At 45.1% G+C, this 22,860-nt stretch carries 14 protein-coding genes; 9 read left to right on the top strand and 5 right to left on the bottom strand.

The genetic code is table 11. The features are described 5' to 3' along the window. The 5 genes from BHV73_RS14150 to BHV73_RS14130 all read left to right on the top strand — a co-directional run bounded on the left by BHV73_RS14150 (nt 1) and on the right by BHV73_RS14130 (nt 10,241). Nucleotides 1–3,111 (top strand): efflux RND transporter permease subunit, encoded by a 3,111-nt coding sequence (locus BHV73_RS14150; RefSeq protein ID WP_009120574.1) that lies wholly within the window; start codon nt 1–3, stop codon nt 3,109–3,111. A gap of 35 nt (nt 3,112–3,146) precedes the next feature. After that, nucleotides 3,147–4,526 carry an efflux transporter outer membrane subunit gene (locus BHV73_RS14145; RefSeq protein WP_087413073.1) on the top strand — a complete coding sequence of 460 codons (1,380 nt, stop codon included), beginning with the start codon at nt 3,147–3,149 and terminating at the stop codon, nt 4,524–4,526. A 178-nt stretch (nt 4,527–4,704) separates the two neighbouring features. Continuing rightward, nucleotides 4,705–7,461 (top strand): DEAD/DEAH box helicase, encoded by a 2,757-nt coding sequence (locus BHV73_RS14140; protein ID WP_087413072.1) that lies wholly within the window; start codon nt 4,705–4,707, stop codon nt 7,459–7,461. Nucleotides 7,462–7,598: 137 nt separating this feature from the next. Further along, nucleotides 7,599–9,245 (top strand): diphosphate--fructose-6-phosphate 1-phosphotransferase, encoded by a 1,647-nt coding sequence (locus BHV73_RS14135; RefSeq protein WP_009120576.1) that lies wholly within the window; start codon nt 7,599–7,601, stop codon nt 9,243–9,245. Between the two features lie 126 nt (nt 9,246–9,371). Next, the gene (locus BHV73_RS14130; protein WP_087413071.1) at nt 9,372–10,241 is read left to right on the top strand and encodes a glycoside hydrolase family 25 protein; all 870 of its coding nucleotides are present in this window, start codon (nt 9,372–9,374) and stop codon (nt 10,239–10,241) included. A gap of 124 nt (nt 10,242–10,365) precedes the next feature. On the opposite strand, the gene prmA is transcribed toward BHV73_RS14130, so the two are convergent. Then, nucleotides 10,366–11,208, bottom strand: a complete 843-nt coding sequence (prmA, locus tag BHV73_RS14125; protein WP_087413070.1) for a 50S ribosomal protein L11 methyltransferase — start codon at nt 11,206–11,208, stop codon at nt 10,366–10,368. Nucleotides 11,209–11,412: 204 nt separating this feature from the next. Here prmA and BHV73_RS14120 point away from each other — a divergent pair, with 204 nt between their 5' ends. Both BHV73_RS14120 and BHV73_RS14115 read left to right on the top strand, forming a co-directional pair. Then, entirely contained in the window at nt 11,413–12,750 is a 1,338-nt protein-coding gene (locus BHV73_RS14120; protein ID WP_164470635.1) for a hypothetical protein, read from the top strand. 32 nt (nt 12,751–12,782) lie between these two features. Then, nucleotides 12,783–14,447: an OmpP1/FadL family transporter gene (locus BHV73_RS14115; RefSeq protein ID WP_009120581.1), complete on the top strand. Its 1,665-nt coding sequence runs from the start codon at nt 12,783–12,785 to the stop codon at nt 14,445–14,447. A 151-nt stretch (nt 14,448–14,598) separates the two neighbouring features. Here the strand turns inward: BHV73_RS14115 and BHV73_RS14110 are convergent, their stop codons facing one another. Then, entirely contained in the window at nt 14,599–15,156 is a 558-nt protein-coding gene (locus tag BHV73_RS14110; RefSeq protein WP_009120582.1) for an NADH peroxidase, read from the bottom strand. A gap of 26 nt (nt 15,157–15,182) precedes the next feature. Next, nucleotides 15,183–15,617 carry a Fur family transcriptional regulator gene (locus BHV73_RS14105; RefSeq protein ID WP_087413068.1) on the bottom strand — a complete coding sequence of 145 codons (435 nt, stop codon included), beginning with the start codon at nt 15,615–15,617 and terminating at the stop codon, nt 15,183–15,185. A gap of 194 nt (nt 15,618–15,811) precedes the next feature. Here BHV73_RS14105 and BHV73_RS14100 point away from each other — a divergent pair, with 194 nt between their 5' ends. After that, nucleotides 15,812–17,743: an NAD(+) synthase gene (locus BHV73_RS14100; RefSeq protein WP_087413067.1), complete on the top strand. Its 1,932-nt coding sequence runs from the start codon at nt 15,812–15,814 to the stop codon at nt 17,741–17,743. Between the two features lie 74 nt (nt 17,744–17,817). Here the strand turns inward: BHV73_RS14100 and BHV73_RS14095 are convergent, their stop codons facing one another. Both BHV73_RS14095 and BHV73_RS14090 read right to left on the bottom strand, forming a co-directional pair. Further along, nucleotides 17,818–18,633 (bottom strand): transporter substrate-binding domain-containing protein, encoded by an 816-nt coding sequence (locus BHV73_RS14095; RefSeq protein ID WP_087413066.1) that lies wholly within the window; start codon nt 18,631–18,633, stop codon nt 17,818–17,820. A gap of 14 nt (nt 18,634–18,647) precedes the next feature. Then, the gene (locus BHV73_RS14090) at nt 18,648–20,732 is read right to left on the bottom strand and encodes a putative porin (RefSeq protein ID WP_022217798.1); all 2,085 of its coding nucleotides are present in this window, start codon (nt 20,730–20,732) and stop codon (nt 18,648–18,650) included. 185 nt (nt 20,733–20,917) lie between these two features. On the opposite strand from BHV73_RS14090, the gene BHV73_RS14085 reads away from it, so the two are divergent. Beyond that, complete coding sequence (locus tag BHV73_RS14085; RefSeq protein ID WP_087413065.1) at nt 20,918–22,819, top strand: tetratricopeptide repeat-containing sensor histidine kinase; 1,902 nt, start codon at nt 20,918–20,920, stop codon at nt 22,817–22,819. Nucleotides 22,820–22,860: the final 41 nt, after the last annotated feature.

The following is a 22,860-nucleotide window of genomic DNA, read 5'->3' as shown; positions in this document are numbered from 1 at the left end:
ATGAAAGTAAGTTTCTTTATAGACCGCCCGGTATTCTCGGCGGTGATATCGATTGTGATTGTAATTGTCGGTATCATCGGTCTGACGATGCTTCCGGTGGATCAATATCCGCAGATAACGCCGCCCGTCGTGAAAATCAGCGCATCCTATCCGGGAGCAAGCGCGCTGACCGTATCGCAAGCGGTGGCGACTCCTATCGAACAGGAAATAAACGGTACTCCGGGCATGTTGTACATGGAGTCCAACAGTTCAAACTCCGGCGGCTTTTCGGCAACGGTGACTTTTGATGTGTCTGCCGACCCCGATTTGGCTGCCGTAGAAATTCAGAACCGTGTGAAGCTGGCGGAAAACCGTCTGCCTGCCGAGGTTATCCAAAACGGTATCTCGGTGGAGAAGCAGGCGCCCAGCCAGTTAATGACCATCTGCCTGACTTCCAGTGACCCGAAGTTCGATGAAATCTATCTGAGTAATTTTGCTACCATCAACGTGCTCGACCTCTTGCGTCGTATTCCCGGTGTGGGCCGTGTGTCCAATATCGGAAGCCGTTACTATGCCATGCAGATTTGGGCTATGCCGGACAAGTTGGCGAACTTCGGTCTGACCGTGCAGGACTTGCAGAACGCATTGAAGGACCAGAACCGTGAGTCGGCTGCCGGCGTATTGGGACAACAGCCGGTGCAAGGCCTCGACATCACCATTCCTATTACGACGCAAGGCCGTCTGAGTTCCGCTAAACAATTTGAGGATATTGTGGTCCGTGCCAATGCCAACGGGTCTATCATCCGTCTCCGCGATGTGGCGCGCGTATCGCTCGAAGCCTCTTCTTACAGTACGGAAAGCGGTATCAATGGCGAAAACGCAGCCGTTCTCGGCATCTATATGCTTCCGGGAGCCAATGCCATGGAAGTGGCGGACAACGTGAAGAAGGCTATGGAAGAAATCAGCGCGAATTTCCCCGAAGGAATGAGCTACGAGATACCGTTTGATATGACTACTTATATTTCGGAGTCTATTCACGAGGTATATAAAACATTGTTCGAGGCGTTGATTCTTGTGGTATTGGTGGTGTTCCTCTCGTTGCAGAGCTGGCGTGCCACTTTGATTCCCGTTGTCGCGGTGCCCATATCCTTGATCGGTACTTTCGGCTTCATGCTGATTTTCGGCTTCTCGCTGAATATCCTGACTTTGCTGGGATTGATTCTCGCTATCGGTATCGTGGTGGATGATGCCATTGTGGTGGTGGAGAATGTGGAACATTTAATGGAGACGGAAAAACTCTCGCCCTATGAGGCCACCAAGAAGGCTATGAGCGGTTTGACGGGCGCTTTGATTGCCACTTCATTGGTGCTCTGCGCCGTATTCGTTCCGGTGAGTTTCCTAAGCGGTATCACCGGGCAGTTATATCGCCAGTTTACCATCACTATTGCGGTATCCGTATTGCTTTCTACGGTTGTGGCGCTGACGCTCAGTCCTGTGATGTGCTCGCTTATCCTGAAACCCGGTAGCGGAAAGAAAAAGAATATCGTGTTCCGTAAGATTAATGAATGGCTGAATATCAGCAATCATAAATACATAGGCGTCATCAGCCGTGTAATCAAACATCCCAGACGCTTGATGAGCGCATTCGGAATGGTGCTGATCGCTATCTTCATTATTCACCGTTTGATACCGACCAGCTTCTTGCCGGCCGAAGACCAGGGATACTTTAAGGTGGAGCTGGAACTGCCGGAAGGCGCTACACTGGAGCGTACCCGTATAGTGACCGATCGTGCGGTGAAGTATCTGGAAAAGAACCCGTATGTAGCTTATGTGCAGAACGTAACGGGTAGCAGCCCGCGTGTAGGAAGCAATCAGGCACGCAGTGAACTGACCGTTATCTTGAAACCTTGGGAAGACCGCAAGAATACTACCATTAACGAAATAATGGAGAAGGTGGAAAAGGACCTGACGGAATATCCCGAATGTAAAGTCTATCTTTCCACTCCGCCTGTGATTCCGGGATTGGGAACATCCGGCGGTTTTGAAATGCAACTCGAAGCTCGCGGTGAGGCTACCTTTGACAATCTGGTACAGGCAGCGGATACGTTGATGTATTATGCGCAGAAGCATAAGGAACTGACGGGACTTTCTTCTTCTCTGCAATCCGAGATTCCGCAACTCTATTTTGATGTGGACCGTGACAAGGTGAAGATGCTGGGTGTGCCGTTGGCGGATGTGTTCTCCACGATGAAAGCCTATACAGGTTCCGTATATGTAAACGACTTCAATATGTTCAACCGTATATATAAGGTGTATATCCAGGCGGAAGCTCCGTATCGTGAGCATAAGGAGAACATTAACCTGTTCTTTGTAAAGGCCGCCAACGGCGCAATGGTTCCGTTGACCTCGTTGGGTAATGCATCCTATACCACAGGCCCGGGTAGTATCAAACGTTTCAACATGTTTACCACTGCCGTTATTCGCGGTTCGGCTGCGCAGGGTTACAGTTCCGGCCAGGCGATGGAGATTATGGAACAGATAGCGCGCGAGCATTTGCCGGATAACATCGGTATCGAGTGGAGCGGACTTTCCTATCAGGAGAAGCAAGCCGGCGGGCAAACCGGATTGGTACTGACGCTGGTGTTCCTCTTTGTGTTCCTTTTCCTCGCTGCGCAGTACGAAAGCTGGACAGTGCCTATCGCAGTATTGCTTTCTTTGCCGGTAGCCGCTTTAGGAGCCTATTTGGGTGTTGCCGTCTGTGGGTTGGAGAATGATATCTACTTCCAAATTGGTTTGGTAATGCTCGTGGGACTTGCGGCGAAGAATGCCATCCTTATCGTAGAGTTTGCAAAGGTGCAGGTAGATAACGGGGGAGACTTGGTACAGTCGGCCATTCATGCCGCCCAACTTCGTTTCCGTCCTATCTTGATGACTTCCCTTGCTTTCGTGCTGGGTATGCTTCCTATGGTACTGGCAAGCGGACCGGGGTCTGCAAGCCGTCAGGCAATCGGTACGGGAGTTTTCTTCGGAATGATTTTTGCCATTGTATTCGGTATTGTACTTGTACCGTTCTTCTTTGTCCTGATTTATAAGGCAAAGGCGAAAGTGCAGCACAAAATCAAGAAAGACTGATGATTATATTGTAAACGAATTCTGATTACATACTTATGAAAAGAAAAAAGATATATATACTTCTGTTGCTCACCTCGGTTCTTTTTGCATCGTGTAAGGTAGGTAAGAGCTATGTACGCCCCGAAATGGTGTTGCCCGACAGTCTGGCGCAACAGCAGGACAGTATCAGCATTGCCGATGAGCAGTGGCAGGCGGTTTATACCGATCACACCTTACGCAGTTTGATAGCCCGTGCGCTGGAGTATAACAAGGATATGCTCATAGCTGCGGCCCGTGTAAAGGAAATGGCGGCTCAGAAACGTATCAGTGTAGCCAATCTGCTGCCTCAGTTGAATGGAAAGATAGGGGCGGAACGTGAAGTTGAGAACTATGGCGGTCATAGCCGTGATGTAGGAAACAGCTATGAGGCCAAGGCACTTTTGTCGTGGGAACTTGACCTTTGGGGGAATCTGCGTTGGAAGAAAGTCGCTGCGGTTGCCGACTATCTGCAAAGTGTGGAGGCACAGCGTGCCCTGCGAATGACGATTGTTTCCGAAGTAGCGCAGGCGTATTATGAACTGGTGGCGCTTGATACCGAATTGGAGATTGTCCGTCAGACGCAGAAAGCCCGTGAGGAAGGCGTGCGTCTCGCCCGCATCCGTTTTGAAGGCGGACTGACTTCGGAGACTTCCTATCAACAGGCACAGGTGGAGTTGGCGCGTACTGCTACGCTTGTTCCGGATTTGGAACGCAAGATTTCCATAAAGGAGAATGACATCGCCTTTCTTGCCGGGGAGTTTCCTACGCGTATCGAACGTAGCCGTTTCTTACAGGAACTGGATGTACCGGAATCTTTGCCCGTAGGCTTGCCGTCCGATTTATTGGAGCGCCGTCCCGACATTCGTGCTGCAGAACAGCAACTTATAGCGGAACATGCCCGTGTAAAGGTAGCTTATACCAATATGTTTCCCCGTATTTCGCTTACCGGTCAGTTCGGTTTGGAGAGTGATGTCCTGTCCAACTTCCTTCAATCTCCTTATTCATTGCTGAATGGTGCGGTACTGACGCCGCTTTTCAATTGGGGAAAGAACCGGGCCGCGTTAAAAGCGCAGAAGGCTTCCTTTGAAGCCGAAGTACATAGCTATGAGAAGTCGGTGCTGAACGCTTTCAAGGAAGCTAAGAACGCGATAGTGGATTTCAACAAAATAAAGGAAGTGTATCAGTTGCGTCTCAAGTTGGAACGTTCAGCCAAAACGTACGTGGATTTAGCGCAGTTGCAATATATTAACGGTGTCATTAATTATATGGATGTTCTTGATGCCCAACGTGGATACTTTGATGCGCAAATCGGCGTCAGCAATGCCATCCGTGATGAACTGATAGCAGTAGTAAATGTTTATAAGGCACTGGGCGGAGGCTGGCAGATAGAGGAATAAACCGTAAACTGTCTACGATAGAAACCAAGAGCGCTCTTGCTGGTTGCGGGAGTACTCTTGGTTTTTTAACGGGTATGTAAGATTTCGTTTTCAGAAAACACCTGTCATATTATAAATATCCGTAACTTTAACCGCAGGATTTATTCGAACTGATATTAGGTTAAAACACAAAAGAAGTATGATTGATGCTACTCAAAACCTTATTCTGATTAATGGAGAAAATAAGACCTTACAAATAGAAGAAATAGGTCGGGATGACGCGGGTCGCTTTAATGTGAAGTATCGCGGTTCTTCTAAGGTATATAGATATGGCAGTGAGAAAGTTGTATGGCTGACGTGCGCAAAACAAATTGACATCGATCATAATCGAATATTCATTCGTCAGCGTAGAGTGTACGATTTAAAAGAAGTATTTTCTTTTGAATATAAGGGTAGTACTTATTGGTATGTAGTTTACACTTCCAATTACTCACAGTATCTCTTGGATGAAGAATTGATAATCAAGACTTCATGTTTGAGTGATGGTAAATCGCAAAGTGTATTTGAATATTTGAAGGCGGTGGCATCTACTAATATTCTCGGTAAAGAGGAAGAAAAAGATAATACCGGATTGCTTTCCAAACTTTATGAAAAGATTGATTTTATTGATGATAGCAGAGCTATCGCTCCATATTTAAATCCAAAGAAAGCATTGAAAAAGGATAAGAGCGGTCGGCTTATATACCCTTTTGGATGCAATGCCAGTCAGAAACGAGCTGTAGTTTGTGCTTTTGAACATCAGATAAGTATCATTCAAGGTCCGCCGGGAACGGGGAAGACACAAACTATCCTCAATATTATAGCTAATATTATACGAAAAGGAAAGACTGTTTTAGTCGTTTCAAACAACAATTCAGCTACGACCAATGTTCTTGAGAAGCTGGATAAGGCAGGACTTGGCTTTATAGTGGCGCCATTGGGCAGGAAAGGAAATAAAGAGGCGTTTATAGGTAATCAGCCTGCTGTACCCGATGAACTTCAAGACTGGGAGTGCAATGTAGAGGAAAAACTCCGGAAAGAGGAAGAGGCGGAGAATCTTTTGAGGAAGCTTGACAGGATTTTTACAGTACAAGAGGGGTTGGCTTTGTCCAAACAAGAGCTTCAGGCTGTAGAGTTAGAGTATAATCATTTCAAACGGGATCAAATATTTGAGTTTACTTCTTTCAATAGTGCTAACTCTCTATCTTCCACGCGTCTTTTAAATTTGTGGTTGCAGTTTCAGGCATATGCAGAGAAGGATGTCATTGTTCCCAAAGAATGGTGGAATAAGTGTTTGGCGGCTCTTCAATGGTGGTGGATGAATTTGATAGGACGATATGTATTAAAACTGAACTCTAAGTTTGATAAGCATAATCTATCTGCTATTATCACGGAACTGCAAACTTTGTATTACCATCGGAAGATTGAGGAATTAAACGAACGGATAACGAACTTGCAAGCCGAATTGAAAACCTATGATGCCAAAACTGAACTGAATAGATTAACAGAAGTATCTATGCAGCTATTCAAAGTATCCTTGTTTAAGAAATACGGCAAGGAAAAGCGTAAGGTATTTTCTTCTGTTAGGGATTTGCGAGTGGATTATCAGAGTGTACTGGAACAATATCCGGTAGTGCTGAGTACTACATTCTCTTCACGTATTTGCTTGTCCGATCAAGCGGAATTCGACTATCTGATTATGGATGAGGCATCGCAAGTTTCTATTGAAACGGGTGCTTTGGCGCTGACATGTGCAAAAAATGTTGTTATCGTGGGAGATACTTTGCAGCTACCCAATGTAGTGACAGGTGAGGATAAAGAAAAGCTTGATGCTATTGTCGCGGAATTCGATATCCCTTCCGGTTATGATTGTGCCGGAAACAGCTTTTTACAGTCCGTATGTACTCTTTTGCCCGATGCCCCGCAAACATTGCTTCGGGAACATTACCGTTGCCATCCTCGTATTATTGACTTTTGTAATCGTAAGTTTTATGGCGGTGGTTTGCTCATTATGACCGAGGATGATGGAAAACCTGATACATTGCGCGCAATCAAGACAGTGCCGGGACATCATGCGCGTAAACACTACAATCAGCGAGAAATTGATGTAATTCGTGATGAAGTGATAGCTCATTTACCCGAACAGACGGATATTGGAATTATCGCTCCTTATAATGTTCAAGTCAATGAATTGTCTCGGCAATTGCCTGAAATAGAATCTGCTACTGTTCATAAGTTTCAAGGACGGGAAAAGGATACTATTATTATGAGTGTGGTGGATGATCAGATAACCGAATTCAGCGATGATCCGAACCTGCTGAATGTTGCCATATCAAGGGCCAAAGAGCGGTTCTGTCTGGTTGTCTCGGGTAACGAACAGCTTTTGAAGGGTAATATCAGTGAATTGTTGTCTTATATTGAATACAATAACTTCACAGTCAGTGAAAGTAGGATACATTCTATTTTTGACTATCTGTATAGTCAATATACCCGTCAACGTTTGGCTTTTATTCAGGCACATCCGAAAATATCTGAGTATGATTCGGAAAATATTACTTTTGCTTTTATACAAACGGTTTTAAAAAAATATCGGGAGTTTCATCATTTGGGAGTATTATGTCATATTCCTTTACGTCATCTCATCAAAGATACTATCCTTTTAAATGAAGATGAACGGACATATGCCGCTAATTATAATACTCACGTGGATTTTCTTATAATTAACCATGTCAGCAAGAAACCAATATTGGTAGTGGAGACGGATGGCTATTCCTATCATAATGAGAAAACACTGCAGTATCAACGAGATATAAAGAAAGATCATATTCTTGCATTATATGAGATTCCTATTTTGCGGCTTTCAACCGTGGGGAGCGGCGAAGAAGAAAAATTGATGAAAGCGCTTCAAGAGATATAAGTGATATTCTCTCTTGTTTTGTTTTAGCGCTCACTTTTAATTATTTCCCTTTTCGGTTTGCATTTCTTGCGGAAAAGAGCGAAATTTGCGACGCTTTTAAACGAAACTTTATTAACACCTTTAAATATTGAAGAGAAATGACTAAAAGTGCATTGCAAATTGCAAGGGCTGCCTATCAGCCCAAACTTCCGAAAGGGCTGAAAGGTACTGTAAAAGCAGTGGCTGGTGCGGCTACTCAGTCGGTTGCCGATCAGGAAGATATCAAAAAATTGTTCCCTAACACTTACGGAATGCCTTTGATTAAGTTCGAAACTACCGATGAGGCTGCTAACTTCCCCGCTATGAATGTGGGTGTTATCCTCTCCGGCGGTCAGGCTCCCGGTGGTCACAATGTGATTTCCGGTATTTTTGACGGTATCAAGAAGTTGAACAAAGACAGTAAACTGTATGGTTTCATCCTCGGCCCCGGTGGTTTGGTAGACCATAATTATATGGAACTGACTGCTGATATCATTGATGAATATCGCAATACCGGTGGTTTTGATATTATCGGTTCAGGTCGTACAAAGTTGGAAAAAGAAGAGCAGTTTGAAAAAGGTTTGGAAATCTTGAAAGAACTGAACATTAAAGCGCTGGTTATCATCGGTGGTGACGACTCTAATACAAATGCCTGCGTATTGGCTGAGTATTATGCTGCCAAGAATTGCGGCGTACAGGTTATCGGCTGTCCGAAAACTATCGACGGTGACTTGAAGAACGAAATGATTGAAACTTCTTTCGGATTCGATACGGCTTGCAAGACGTATTCTGAAGTAATCGGTAACATCCAACGTGACTGTAATTCTGCACGCAAGTACTGGCACTTCATCAAACTGATGGGACGTTCCGCTTCTCATATCGCTTTGGAATGCGCATTGCAGGTACAGCCTAATATCTGTATTATCTCCGAAGAAGTGGAAGCTAAGGATATGTCTTTGGATGATATCGTAACCGGCATCGCTCAGGTAGTGGCTAATCGTGCCGCACAGGGCAATAACTTCGGTACGGTTCTTATCCCCGAAGGTCTGGTTGAGTTCATCCCGGCTATGAAACGTCTTATTGCCGAACTGAATGACTTCTTGGCTGCCAATGCTGAAGAATTCTCTCAAATTAAGAAATCACACCAACGCGATTATATCATCCGCAAACTGTCTCCGGAAAATGCCGCTATCTATGCAAGCCTTCCTGAGGGCGTTGCACGTCAGTTGTCATTAGACCGTGACCCGCATGGAAACGTACAGGTATCGCTCATCGAAACAGAGAAGTTGTTGTCTGAAATGGTAGCCGCTAAATTGGCTCAGTGGAAAGAAGAAGGTAAATACGTAGGTAAATTTGCTGCACAGCACCACTTCTTCGGTTACGAAGGACGTTGCGCCGCTCCGTCTAATTTCGATGCCGATTACTGCTACTCTTTGGGTTACGCGGCATCCGCACTGATTGCTAACGGCAAGACCGGTTATATGTCTTCCGTACGCAACACGACCGCTCCCGCCGAAGATTGGATTGCAGGCGGTGTACCTATCACAATGATGATGAACATGGAACGTCGTCATGGTGAAATGAAGCCTGTTATCCAAAAGGCTCTGGTGAAACTCGATGGCGCTCCTTTCAAGGCGTTCGCTGCTCAGCGTGACCGTTGGGCTGTGGAAACAGACTATGTTTATCCGGGTCCTATCCAGTACTTCGGTCCTACGGAAGTTTGTGACCAGCCTACCAAGACTTTGCAACTGGAACAAGGTAAATAATTGAAGTTCCTTAAGAACCAGATATTGATTTTTTTAGGCACGGATTGCGCGGATTTCACGGAGAAAGAATAAAATATAATCCGTGATATCTGTGTAATCCGTGCCTGAATTTTATACTACACGCATATGCCTGCTAAAACCGATACTGTGGCTCGCCACAAACCTGCCTCTCGTCGTAAGCCTGCTTCTCGCGGCATCGCTTCTTCCCGGAAAAAGAAACAGGCGGTATCTCGTACCATGCCTGTATGGGTACGCAATTTATTGGCTTTTTGTATTATTGCAATATTTTCCGCCGGATTTTATTGGTTCTTTATCCGTCCTTACGCTTATCGTTGGAAACCCTGTTACGGGCTGAAAGGCTATGGAGTATGTATGCCTTGCAATTACGAAGTGCATGGCATTGATGTTTCCCACTATCAGGGTATTATAGACTGGGATAAGCTTCTCCATAATAAAGAAGCGAAATTTCCCATACACTTTATCTTTATGAAAGCCACCGAAGGCGGTGATTATGGCGATGAGAACTTTACCGAGAATTTTGGCCAGGCACGGAAACACGGTTTTATCCGGGGGGCTTATCACTATTTTCTGCCTAAGACGGATGCGCATAAGCAGGCTGATTTCTTTATTAGCACCGTACAATTGTCAAAGGGGGATCTTCCGCCTGTTCTTGATGTGGAAACTACGGGAAAGAAGTCACCGCAAGAACTGAAACTTGCCGTTAAAACATGGCTCGACAGGGTAGAGGCGCATTATGGAGTAAAGCCGATTCTTTACACTTCTTACAAATTCAAGAAACGTTACCTCAACGATTCCATATTTAATTCTTATCCTTACTGGATAGCCCACTATTACGTCGATTCCGTAAAATACGAGGGTAAATGGCATTTCTGGCAGCACACCGATGTGGGTGATGTCCCCGGTATTGAAGAAGAAGTCGATTTGAATGTATTTAACGGTACATTAGAAGAATTGCTTGGCATGACTTTGCGATAGTTAACTTCATGGATGCAAGAAGTTAACTTGTTATCGTTTACTAAGTTAACTTCCTTACATCTGCTTAGTTAACATCATGAGGCTTCTGAAGTTAACTTTCCGCTTTCTCCCGTTTACCTGTTTGTTATGATACAAACTTTACCGCAGCCCAACGATTCTTCTCCTTATGATGTACGAAATGCAGTCCGTTACGTTCCGCTTCGGCTTGTATTACAGGGATGTCGTCCACATAAAAACCGCTCATGTATAGTTCCGAACCCGGGTGCATGCAGCTAACATATTGCTTCATGTCGTTCAGCAGGATATTACGGTTGATGTTGGCGATAATTACATCAAAAGGTCCTTTACCCTTCAGTGCGGAAGCGTCTCCTTGAAAAACGGAAATGCGGTCTACACCGTTTAATTCTATGTTCTCGAGTGAGTTGCGTACGCACCATTCGTCTATGTCGATAGCTGTACAGGGTACGGCGCCGCGCATACGTGCCAGTATGGCGAGAATGGATGTTCCGCATCCCATGTCAAGCAAGGATTTGCCTTGCAGATTGTTGTCCAGCAATTCACCGATAATGAGGCTGGTCGTTTCATGATGGCCTGTACCGAATGCCATTTGCGGGTTAATGACGATATCGTATTCTGCTTGAGGAATGTCGTGGTGAAAGGTGCTGTGAATGACACAGCGGTCGCCAATGATAATGGGTTGGAAGAAATTCTTCTCCCATTCCTCATTCCAGTCTTTGTCTTCCGCTTCCTGATAAGTATATTCCACCTGTGTATCGGGCAGAGGAAAATAGGCAAGAGCTTCTTTGAGGGCATTCTCACTGTATAAATCCTTTTGAATGTAGGCTGCTATGCCGTCAGCTTGCTCTACAAAACTCTCAAAGCCTACTTCACCCAACACTGCCGATAAAACATCGTTGACGACTTCCGTACAAGGAGTGGTATGAAAAGCAAATTCTAAATATTTCATTGGAATATGATTGTTTGTTAAATGCAAAAGGCAGACATAGGAGAGAAACCTATTTCTGCGTATATTTGTTTTGGATACAAAGATAGGTGCATTTAGGGAAATCCCTATAAATCTTTGGGGAAAATCTTCTGTATGGGGTAAATCCCTGCGTTATCTTTGTGACGTGGAAAAGTATGGAATTGTAAACCCGTAAACCAAATGAATATGAAAAAGATTGTTTTTTTATCGCTTTTTGCTTTGTGCCTTCCATGGGTGCTTTCGGCTCAAAGTATAGATGACGACCTTTACTACGTTCCTTCCAAGAAAAAAGAGGAAAAGACGGAGAAGAAAAAAACTCCGGCTACCGATGCGGTTGTAGTAAAGACGAATGCGCCGACTACGGTTTATGCGTCGCCGGGCAACACGACAATTGTAGTGAAAGACCGTAAAGGGAATATCCGTGATGTAGACGAGTATAATCGCCGCTATGATTCTAAAGACTATGACTTTTCACAAGAGAATGATACGCTTTATGTAGACGAAAAGGAAGATGATGGTCTGGACGGAGAATGGGTAAACGGTTTTGACGGTTCGGAAGATGATTATGAATATGCTACGCGTATTATCCGTTTCCGCAATCCTCGTTATGCCATCAGTATCGGCAGTCCGCTTTATTGGGATGTGGTCTATGGCCTGAACTCATGGGACTGGAATGTATATACGGATGGATTGTATGCGTATGCATTCCCGACGTTTACCAACCGCCTGTGGTGGGATTGGCGCTATAACTCTTACGGTTGGGGTGGTTATCCCTATTATGGCTGGGGTTGGAACAGTTGGTATGGTCCAAGCTGGGGCTTTGGCTGGAGTGTAGGATGGGGCGGCTGGTATGGCGGCGGTTGGTGGGGACATCACCACCATTATCATCCCGGATATTATCCCGGTGGCGGACACTGGGGTGGGGGGTATTACCCGCGCAATACGTATACCTACCGTCGTTCTTCGGGAACAAGCAGTTATAGAAATCCTTCTTCCTCTTCTGCGGTTCGCAGGTCGGGTTCAAGCGTGACTCGTGGCGGTTCAAGCTCTACTGTCCGTTCTTCGGGTACTTCGTCTTACAGACGGAATGCGCAAAGCGGCGCAACGACAACAAGGCGTGTGGTAGGTACACGTTCATCCGGGACACGTAGCGGAGTAACTACACGTACGGATGCCTCTTCTACAAGACGTAGCGCATATACCCGCCCAAGCAGTACACGTGTGGGTTCCTCTGCTTCTACAGGCGTATCTCGCGGCAGCAGTGTAAATTCTACCGGAGTAAGGCGTTCAGGCAGCGGAAGTTCTTCCACTTATAATCGTGGCAGTTCCACATCGGCGCCCCGTAACTATTCTACGGGAAGCAGCAGCCGTCGTTCTTATACGCCCGTACAAAACAATTCTTCAACCCGGAGTTTTTCTTCGGGTAGCAGTAGCGGTTCACGCAGCTATTCCAGCGGCAGTAGCGGTGGCGGTTCCACTCGTTCATCCGGTGGCGGAGGTGGCGGTTCTTCAAGAAGAAGATAGGTATAGTATTAATAGAAAAAGATTAAAAGGATATGAAGAAGATAATAACTTTGGCTGCTTGGGGGCTGCTGGCTGCAGCAGTCCCGGTGAGTGCGCAGACTGTGTACGATGCTGCTAAGATAGCGAATAAGGATTTGAATGGAACGGCACGTTTTGTAGGTATGGGTGGTGCCATGGGAGCGTTGGGCGGTGATATTTCCACTATCGGGACAAACCCTGCGGGTATAGGTATTTACCGTAGTAATGATGCGATGATGTCATTCAGTTTTTCTTCTTATGGTACGGAAAGTAACTATATGGGAAGTAAAATAAATTCAGATAAAACAAGGGCTTCCTTTGATAATGCGGGCTTTGTACTCTCTTCAAAGATAGGTAATGCCACAGCCTTGCGTTATGTGAATTTCGGTTTTAATTACCATAAGGCTAAATCTTTTTATAAGAATATGTCAATGGGCGGTAACTTGGGAGCATACTCCCAAACCTTCCAAATGGCAGAACAAGCCAGAGGTATCGAAAGCTGGGGAAGTCATCCTTATAATGACGATAATGTAGGTTGGCTGTCCATTTTGGGCTATGACAGTTGGCTGATTTCTAATCTGACAACAGATAATACGGGTATGCCATATAAAGATGAAGATGGAAATCAGATAAAGAACAGTGACGGTACGCCGCTTTATGAGATGCCCGGTTTCTATTATGGGATGTATGAGAATGGCGATGCCACTTTCCGTTCGGAAGAACGTGGCGGTATCGAACAATACGATTTTAATGTTTCCTTTAATATAAACGACCGTGTATATCTGGGTTTGACTATCGGAGCTTATGCCATAGATTATAATAAATATACTTTCTATGATGAGAATTATACGGGAGATTACGCCGGTCAGGGATATAATCTGACTTCTTGGAATAGAATACAGGGTTCGGGATTCGATTTTAAATTCGGAGCCATTGTCCGCCCGTTCGAATATTCTCCGTTACGTATAGGTTTGGCTGTTCATACTCCTACTTTCTATAGCTTGGATTATAAGACAAGCGCTTTGGTACAGGCGGACGTACGTAATGAGGTAAGTGGAAATATCGAGCAGTATGATATTTATACTCCTGATATGATTAACGGTGATATGATTCGCCAATTCCGTCTTCAAACTCCGTGGACATACAATGTCAGTTTGGGATATACGATAGGCAATAGTTGGGCGCTGGGTGCGGAATATGAATACGAGGACTACTCGTCAATGAAGTTTAAGAATCCGGATGACGGTTTTTCCGATCTTTTCGAATACGAAAACAGTACCACGCCCATGATGAAAGGTGTAAGTACGATTCGCTTAGGCGCGGAGTATAAGGTGATTCCTCAATTTGCTTTGCGTGCGGGATATAATTATAGCACTGCCATTTTTAATAATGATGCTTATAAAGACCTGCCCTTAAATTCCATTCAGACCGATACGGATTTTGCCAATACAAAGGCGTTGAGCAACTATACTTTGGGTATAGGTTACCGTGGTTCTATGTTCTATGCGGATTTGGCATATAAGTTCTCTTCTTATAAAGAGAATTTCTATCCGTTCGTGGAAATGGAGCGCGAAGTGGAAAACGGAGTGGAGTATAGAGTACTTCAGGGTACTCCCGCTGTAACGAAAGTAAAGAACACCCGTAGTCAAGTATTGTTGACACTGGGCTTGCGTTTCTAAAAAAAACATTGTTTTTCAGAGCAAAATAACCTTTCATTCAATACCTTAGGGTATGAAGAAATCCCCGCTATGATTCTGTAGCGGGGATTTCTGTGCATAAAAAAGGACTTGCAGATTCTGCAAGTCCTTTCCCATATATCTGTATTTCGGATTATTTCTTGAAATAGCGGTTGTACAGGCCTTCGAAACCTTTACCGTGACGAGCTTCGTCCTTAGCCATTTCATGAACAGTATCATGGATAGCATCCAGATTCAATGCTTTAGCGCGGGTAGCGATGCGTTTCTTGTCTTCGCAAGCGCCTGATTCGGCGTTCATTCTCTTTTCGAGGTTGGTTTTAGTATCCCATACGCAGTCGCCCAGCAATTCAGCAAACTTAGAAGCGTGTTCTGCTTCTTCCCATGCGTAACGCTTGAAAGCTTCAGCTACTTCGGGATAACCTTCACGGTCTGCCTGACGGCTCATAGCAAGATACATGCCTACTTCAGTACATTCACCCATGAAGTGGTTGTTCAAATCCTTAATCATTTCATCGTCACATCCTTTGGCTACGCCGATAACGTGCTCGTCGGCAAAAACCAACGGACCGCCTTCCTGCGCTTCTTCTACTTCAACGAATTTGCTTGCAGGAGCTTTACACAAAGGACATTTCTCAGGAGCTGCGTCTCCTTCATATACGTAACCGCAGACAGTACATCTAAACTTTTTCATTTTACTTCAGATTTTAATTAGTTGAATTAGTTATTCGTTATTTTGGTTAATTGTTCGTTTTCTAAACAGCTTTTGCAAATACCTTTATAATAATAATGGATTTCTTGCACTTCATGCCCGCCCATATCCATGTCCTCTACCTGTTTGATGTTGGCGTTGCATTCCAAATCATATATTTTTCCGCAATGCTTGCACAAAAAATGGGCGTGAGGAGTGGTATCCGCATCATAGCAGGTATTTCGTTCGTCAATTGTCAATGTTTGTGCAGCACCTTGCTCACTGAGTAACTTTAAAGTGTTGTAAACAGTTGTTTTAGACAATGTAGGAATGGAAGGGGAAAGCGCCGTATAAATCTCGTCCACCGTGGGATGCGTACAATGCTCCATCAGATAGTTCATAATGGCTATGCGCTGTACTGACGGTTTGATATTATGATTTTGCAATCGCTTTATTACATCCATATCATCTGTAATTCAAACTTGTAACAATTACATTTTTAATTCTCTTGCAAAGATAGGTACTTCTTTGATTTATCCAAAAGAAATTAGAGATTTTTTTTATACAGAATTGTAACAGTGTAAAGCGAAAAAGCTGATTATTTTGTGTTTATTGATAAATTGCCGTATTTTTGTGCCCTAATATTAATTGGATTCTTATGAATTACGGATATGTCAAAGTAGCGGCGGCTGTACCCCGTGTCAAGGTAGCGGACTGTAAGTTCAATGCCGGACAAATTGAAAAAGAGATAATCATTGCCGATGGGAAAGGAGTGCAGATAATAGCCTTTCCGGAGTTGTGCATTACCGGATATACATGTGCTGACCTTTTTGCTCAGCAACTTCTGCTTGAAGAGGCCGAAATGGGGCTGATACAAATCTTGAACAATACACGTCAGATGGATATAATATCTATTCTCGGTATGCCTGTACCCTTGAACGGTGTGTTGCTGAATACTGCGGTAGTTATACAGAAAGGCAAGATCTTGGGAATCGTTCCTAAAACCTATCTTCCTAATTATAAGGAATTTTACGAGAAGCGTTGGTTTACTTCCGCGCGTGAGGTATCGGAAACCACCGCCCGTCTGTGCGGACAAGTAGTTCCCATGGGGCGAAATCTGCTTTTTGAGACGGCGGATACCACTTTCGGTATTGAGATTTGTGAAGACTTATGGGCTCCCATTCCGCCGAGTTCTTCTCTGGCATTACAGGGGGCGGAAATCCTTTTCAATCTGTCGGCGGATAATGAGGGAATAGGCAAGCACGCTTATCTCCGTTCGCTTATCAGCCAGCAGTCAGCTCGTTGTATTGCGGGATATGTGTTCAGTTCGTGCGGTTTTGGAGAGTCTACTACGGATGTGGTTTTTGCAGGCAACGGATTGATTTATGAGAACGGTACGTTGCTGGCAAGCAGCGAACGCTTCTCTTTTGGAGAGCAGGTGATTATCAGTGAGATTGATGTGGAGCATATACGTACGGAACGCAGGGTAAATACTACATTTACAGCTTGTCACGCTAATTGCGCGCCGGAAGTGCCGGTACGTATCTCTACGGAATATGTCAACTCCGGAGATTTGAATCTGACACGTACTTTTGACCCTCATCCGTTTGTTCCTCAAGGCCCTGCTTTGAATGAACGTTGTGAGGAGATATTCTCTATACAAGTGTCAGGATTGGCGCAGCGGTTGGTGCATACCAATGCCAAGAGTGCAGTGGTAGGTATATCCGGCGGTTTGGACTCTACGCTGGCATTGTTGGTTTGCGTGAAAACTTTTGATAAGCTGGGCTGGGACCGTAAAGGGATTATTGGCGTGACTATGCCGGGATTCGGCACGACCGACCGTACGCATACCAATGCCGTCGACCTGATGACATCGTTGGGTGTCACCATGCGCGAAGTCAGTATAAAGGATGCCTGTATACAGCATTTTAAAGATATAGACCATGATATAAACGTACATGATGTGGTGTATGAAAATTCGCAGGCGCGTGAACGTACGCAGATATTGATGGATATAGCCAACCAGACTTGGGGAATGGTGATCGGTACGGGTGACCTTTCGGAGCTCGCTTTGGGATGGGCTACATACAATGGCGACCACATGTCTATGTACGGCGTTAACGGAAGTATTCCCAAAACATTGGTAAAACACTTGGTGAAGTGGGTGGCCGAGAATGATATGGACGAGACATCCCGGGCTACACTACTGGATATTGTAGATACTCCTATCAGCCCGGAATTGATACCGGCAGACGAAAATGGCAATATCAGGCAGATAACGGAAGACTTGGTAGGTCCGTATGAACTACACGATTTTTTCCTTTATTATTTCCTTCGTTGTGGTTTCCGTCCTTCCAAGATTTTCTTCCTTGCCGCACGTACGTTTAAGGACGTTTATGATGAAGAAACCATAAAAAAATGGTTGCAGACTTTCTGCCGCCGCTTCTTTAATCAGCAGTTCAAACGTTCCTGTCTGCCGGACGGCCCTAAAGTGGGAAGTATTTCCATCAGTCCGCGCGGCGATTGGAGAATGCCGAGCGATGCATCTTCGGAGATGTGGCTGAGGGAGATTGATGCATTGAACGATTGAAAACCGTGATAATGGATAGGACGCGTAAAGTGTATATATAGAGCGGTTACGCTTAATAATCGGCTTGCCGCTCTTTAGTAGTATCTCTTGTAGATTGTCTCGTACTCTTTTCCTTTCTTAAACTTCTCCAACCAAGTATTCAGGCTATCCAAAAGTGCCGGAGATTGTTTGCTTACGCCCCACGAGTAGAACTGGGTAAAGCTGATGGCAGTGTTTATATCTATTTGCGGCAGGCTGTCGGCGGCGGCACGGGCGATGCTTTCGTCGCATACTGCGTAATCAATGTCACCATGCGCAACGAGTGCGATAAGTTGTTCGGAACCATATTTCTCTATTTCCTTTATATAGATGGTGTCGCCGATTTCGTTTCCTAAGTTGCGGATGCGCAGGATGGAAGGAGAACCTTTTACTATGTTCAGCGTCTTTCCCGCTAAATCCAGCTGGCTTTTGATAAATAGGGAGTCATCGGGAGAGGCTGTTTTTCGCTGCACCAATACCTGCCTGTTCAGGACTATCGGAGAGGTAAGGAGCAAGGAGTCCTTTAATTCGCTGGTTACCAAGATGCCATAGGCTATGACATCAAACTTACCGTTTGCCAAACCTTCCAGACGTTCATTAAAACTCATTTCGGGAGTAATGGCTACTTTCAAACCGTGGTCGCGGGCAAAAGCCTCTATCAATTCGTAATGAAATCCGGACAGAGTGTCTCCGTCCACATAAAAACTGATGGAATTATATTCCGTAGCCGCGCGGAGAGTACCGTCCGCTACTATTTCGGCATAATCACGCGGATGTCCTTTACGGATTTCTTTCTTGGGCAGCAGGAATGTGGCGACAAGTGCAGCTACTGCGCCCAAAATGATATACTTCAATAGTTTGGTCTTTTTCATATAAAAGAACGGTATTAGTCATAGAAATTCCATGAAACGCCAATCTTGAACAAGCGAGGGTTGATAGGGTAGTGCGGTACCAGGAAGTAATTGCCTTTACCCATTCCTGCATTGACGTGGTACATCATGGCAAAGATACGAGTCCGTTTCAGATGCAGATTGGCGTATACGTTTACAATCGGATAACCGCCAATCTCCACCTGGTCATCTGCCGCCTGAAGATGGAACTGCTGGATGGCGGGAGTATAGGCGGGCGCATTATATTTAGTGAAATACCGAACGTCCGCTCCAAGCTGTACGGTCAGTACTTTCTTGGCTATTTTGGCAAGCAGATACAGATTATGATATAAGGAGAGTTGCGGCAGAGGCAGTACCGTTTCATTGCTCGATTTCTGCCAGGTCACTTCATTATCCAGGTGCAGGATGCCTAAACGAAAATCTTGTTTCAGAGTGGCGGAGAGTACCTGTATGTTACCGCTTTCTTGTGCAGGCATCGCGCTTTGGTTGAAATAAGTGTAGTTCTTTATATTTTCTACGCCGGCGCGCAGGTTCGTTTTCCAGCGGTCTATGTTCAATTCGCCTTCCACACGCGTACGGAACTCCTTATTCATATTCTCATTGTCCCAATAATAATGGTTGGAATGGTAATGACGCATATAGAAAGAAGGCAGCGTATTGCTTACATAACCTCTTGCATAGAAATTCACGGTATCTTTCCAAAGGCGGAAATTCAAATCGAGGTCGGCATTGACACGGAATTGTCCGAGCGCCTTGTCCATAATGCCTATTTCACCGTTTACGTTGTAGTGCAACGTTTTGCCCTGACGTTTGGCAAGTTCACCGCCTACGAATATCTCCTGTTCGTCAAAACGGGTGCGCGACAATGTATCCATTAATTCATAACGGCTGAATTTATGTGATATGTAGGCTGTCAGTCCGGCTTTGGCATATTTGTTGAAACCTTCGAGCAAGGCGAGGCCGAATACGTTCTTTACACTAAAAGCCGTAGTTGAGTCCCGGCTGGCCACTTCATCGAAATAAGCATTGGGATATTGTCCTTCCGTTTCTTTGGCGGATGAGAATTTGTGGCGCGCCCGTTCTACCTTTATGGTATGTATGAAGCTGGTGACGGGAACGAACTCTTCGGTTATAATCGTATCCTTGGGCAGAGGTACGCTATCGTTGGCCGCCGCTATACCGGGAGTTTTGGCATCTTCTACGGTTGTTGTCTCACGTGTAAAACCAAGCCGGTAACGGTGTGTCAGATATACATAGAAATCTTTGTTTTTATTTGCCGTCTGTTCCAAATTAACGGGGATGGTGGTAGACTCGTATTCCTTCTTGCCTTCCGCCATGTCTTCCGGACGTGTGATGTAACGGTCGTCCTGAATACCGCCGTTTTCGTTCATCTTCATAATGAAGTTGTTGTACACCGCCTGCATCTGGTATTTATTGCCGATATAGCTGGCAAATATTCCGGCATTGAAGTTTGATGTGGACTGATTCTGGTAGTATCCCCGTCCGTACAGGTAGTCGATGTTGAAGCCGAAAGCCAGGCGTTTGTTGGCATTTACCGAGAAATAAGATTTGAAACGTTCTTCACCGTTGACTTTATTTCCCGCTTTATAATAAGTAAGGTTGGTGAAAGGTACGTTACTATTGGTGAATTTTACTTCATCGGGACGGACAAAGAAGCTGGAAAAAGGTTCCATGAAGATGGTCGGCTCATTATCTCTGCGTTCGAAAAAGATACGTGAAAGGCGGGGAGAGCCCAGGTTACCCAAATAATTGTAATGTCCGTACATGCCTTCCACCAGGTTGGTATTTTGGAAATTCAGATTGGCGGTATCGGCGGGAATAATGGTACGGTCACCCAGGGTCTCACTCAGACGCCACATATAAAGTTTGGGCGGAATACTTTGGATTTCCGTATTGGTGCTGTCTTCCAAGTTATCCGGCAGCGTGTTGGGGTCTACCTGATTGCCGAACTGGTCGCGTCCCGTTGTAGGATCCATACGGTTGAAAGGAGTCGTCTGCGCCACGGCGCCCAAGATACCTATAATAGATAGAAATATATATGTCAGTACGATTCGTCTCATAATTAGGCGCAAAGATACAATAAAAAATTATTCGCTTACGGAATTCAGTCTTTTTTGCTTCTTTTTCTTGTAAACAGAAGTGTCGTATGTTCCGAGTTTTTTATATTTGCACAGATAGTACAATCTGATTATGTGTATTGGCTTTATAATTGATTGTTGACAGCTTGATAAAATCCATTCGTTATATGAAAACACTGTTTATTCTTTTGGGAGTATTTGCCATTACTCCTTTTTTGTATGCCCAGGATGCGGAATTAGAAAAATATCAGGCAAAACTTATCAGTGCCGGGAAATTGAATAACAAAGACAGCATTGCCGCTGCATACAGCGAGTTGAGTGAATATTACTCGAACCGTTCGGTGGATAGTTGCCGTTATTATGCAGAAAAAGGGTTGGAAATTTTGCAGACCAAGAACTCCCCTTTGTACGCGTCGTTGCTATGTAATTTAGGCGACGCTTATTTCTCTTCGGGCAATCTGGATAAGGCGTTTCATTATTTTTCGATGGCTCACGATGAAGCGGCTCGCCAGAGGGATACTGCTCTTTGGGCAACGGTCAGCGCCAACCTTGGAGTGGTCTGTCGCCAAAAAGAAAGACTGGACTCCGCGCTTATTTATTATAACGAGGCTTTGGACTTGCTTGAAGGGCGCGAATACTATTCCGAGCAGGCGCAGGTTTTGTGCGGTATTGCCCTTTTGTATGCCAATCAAAGTCGTTTGGATGAGGGAATCGCTTATGGTAAACGTGCTGTTGAGGCGGCGGCAAAAAGTCAGGATTTGGATATGATATTATATGCCAACTATTCCTGTGGCAGCATTTACTTTCTGCAAAGGCGTCATGACGAGGGAATAGGCATGTTGCGTGCCGTAGTGACGGAAGGTATCCGGCAGAAGAAGCCCAGATATGTGCTGAAAGCCTATACGGTGATGCTTGAGATGTTTAAGGCGTTGGGCAATCGTGATTCGTTGGACGTATATATGGAAAAAGCGGAAGCTGTCATACCGCAATTACCTGAAGAGTCAACGGAAGTATTCGGATTTTTGGAAGAGCAGTTCCTAATCTATATGTCTCAAGGCAGGTATCGCGAGAGCCTGAATATTCAGAAGAAATTGTTGAAGTATCGCGGAGCCGGATTGCATCTGCCTATGGACAAACTGTATTTGATGATGGCGCGTAACTATCGCGACCTGCAGGAACCCGAAAACTCCATGTATTACTACGATATGGCTTACCGGGTGTGTGACAGTCTGCATTCGGAGCATATCAGCAAAGAGCTGTCCGACCTGACCGTGAAATACGATACCAGGGAAAAGGAGCTTGAAATAGTCCGTTTGAATCAAGTTCAGTTGGAACAGAAAGCGCAGACCATGCGGTGGATTATGGCAACCGTTGTCGTGGTTTTTATATTGATACTCTTTCTGCTTTATTATGTTTTCCGCCGTAAGCGCATTAAGAAAGAGGAAGAATTGAAACTTGCCCAAAGTTATATAGAGGGATTGGAGCGCGAACGTACGCGCCTTGCCAAGGAGTTGCACGACGGCGTATGTAACGACCTGCTTGGCATTGGCATGAATATGCAATGCATGCAACCCACAGACGAGTCGAAACAAGAAATCCTGGCTTTGCTGGAGCAGGTACGTAGCGATGTCCGTTGTATTTCCCACGAATTGATGCCGCCTAAGTTCCGGTCTGCCACTCTTGCCGAGACGATAGAGGCTTATGTGGAACGGCTTGTCCTGCCTGCATCCGTACAACTCGCATTCAGTAAAGAGAGTGAAGAAACGCAGTGGAGTCAAGTACCCGAAGAAGTGTCTTATGAGGTGTACCGTATCATGCAGGAATTACTGTCCAATATCCTGAAGCATTCCGGAGCTACGGAGATAGATGTGACCCTCACATTGAAACGGAGACTGCTGACTCTGCAAGTTTCGGACAACGGTAAAAACTATCGTGGTAGTGAGGTGCGGGCAAAGGGTATCGGGCTTACTACCATCCAAGAACGCGCGAAGACCGTCGGTGGTTTGTTTACTGTAAATATTCAGGACGGAAGCCAAAAGTTCAGGCTTGAAATACCATTATCCATTTAATAGAAAACCGTTATGCCGGAGAGTAAAATCACTATTTTTGA

Origin of the sequence: Bacteroides sp. 44_46, from assembly GCF_001915465.1 — a bacterium.
In the GTDB taxonomy this organism is placed as follows: Bacteria; Bacteroidota; Bacteroidia; order Bacteroidales; family Bacteroidaceae; genus Bacteroides; species Bacteroides clarus.
Note: the sequence above shows the minus strand (reverse complement) of the source record. Positions and strands in the feature narration are given on the sequence as shown.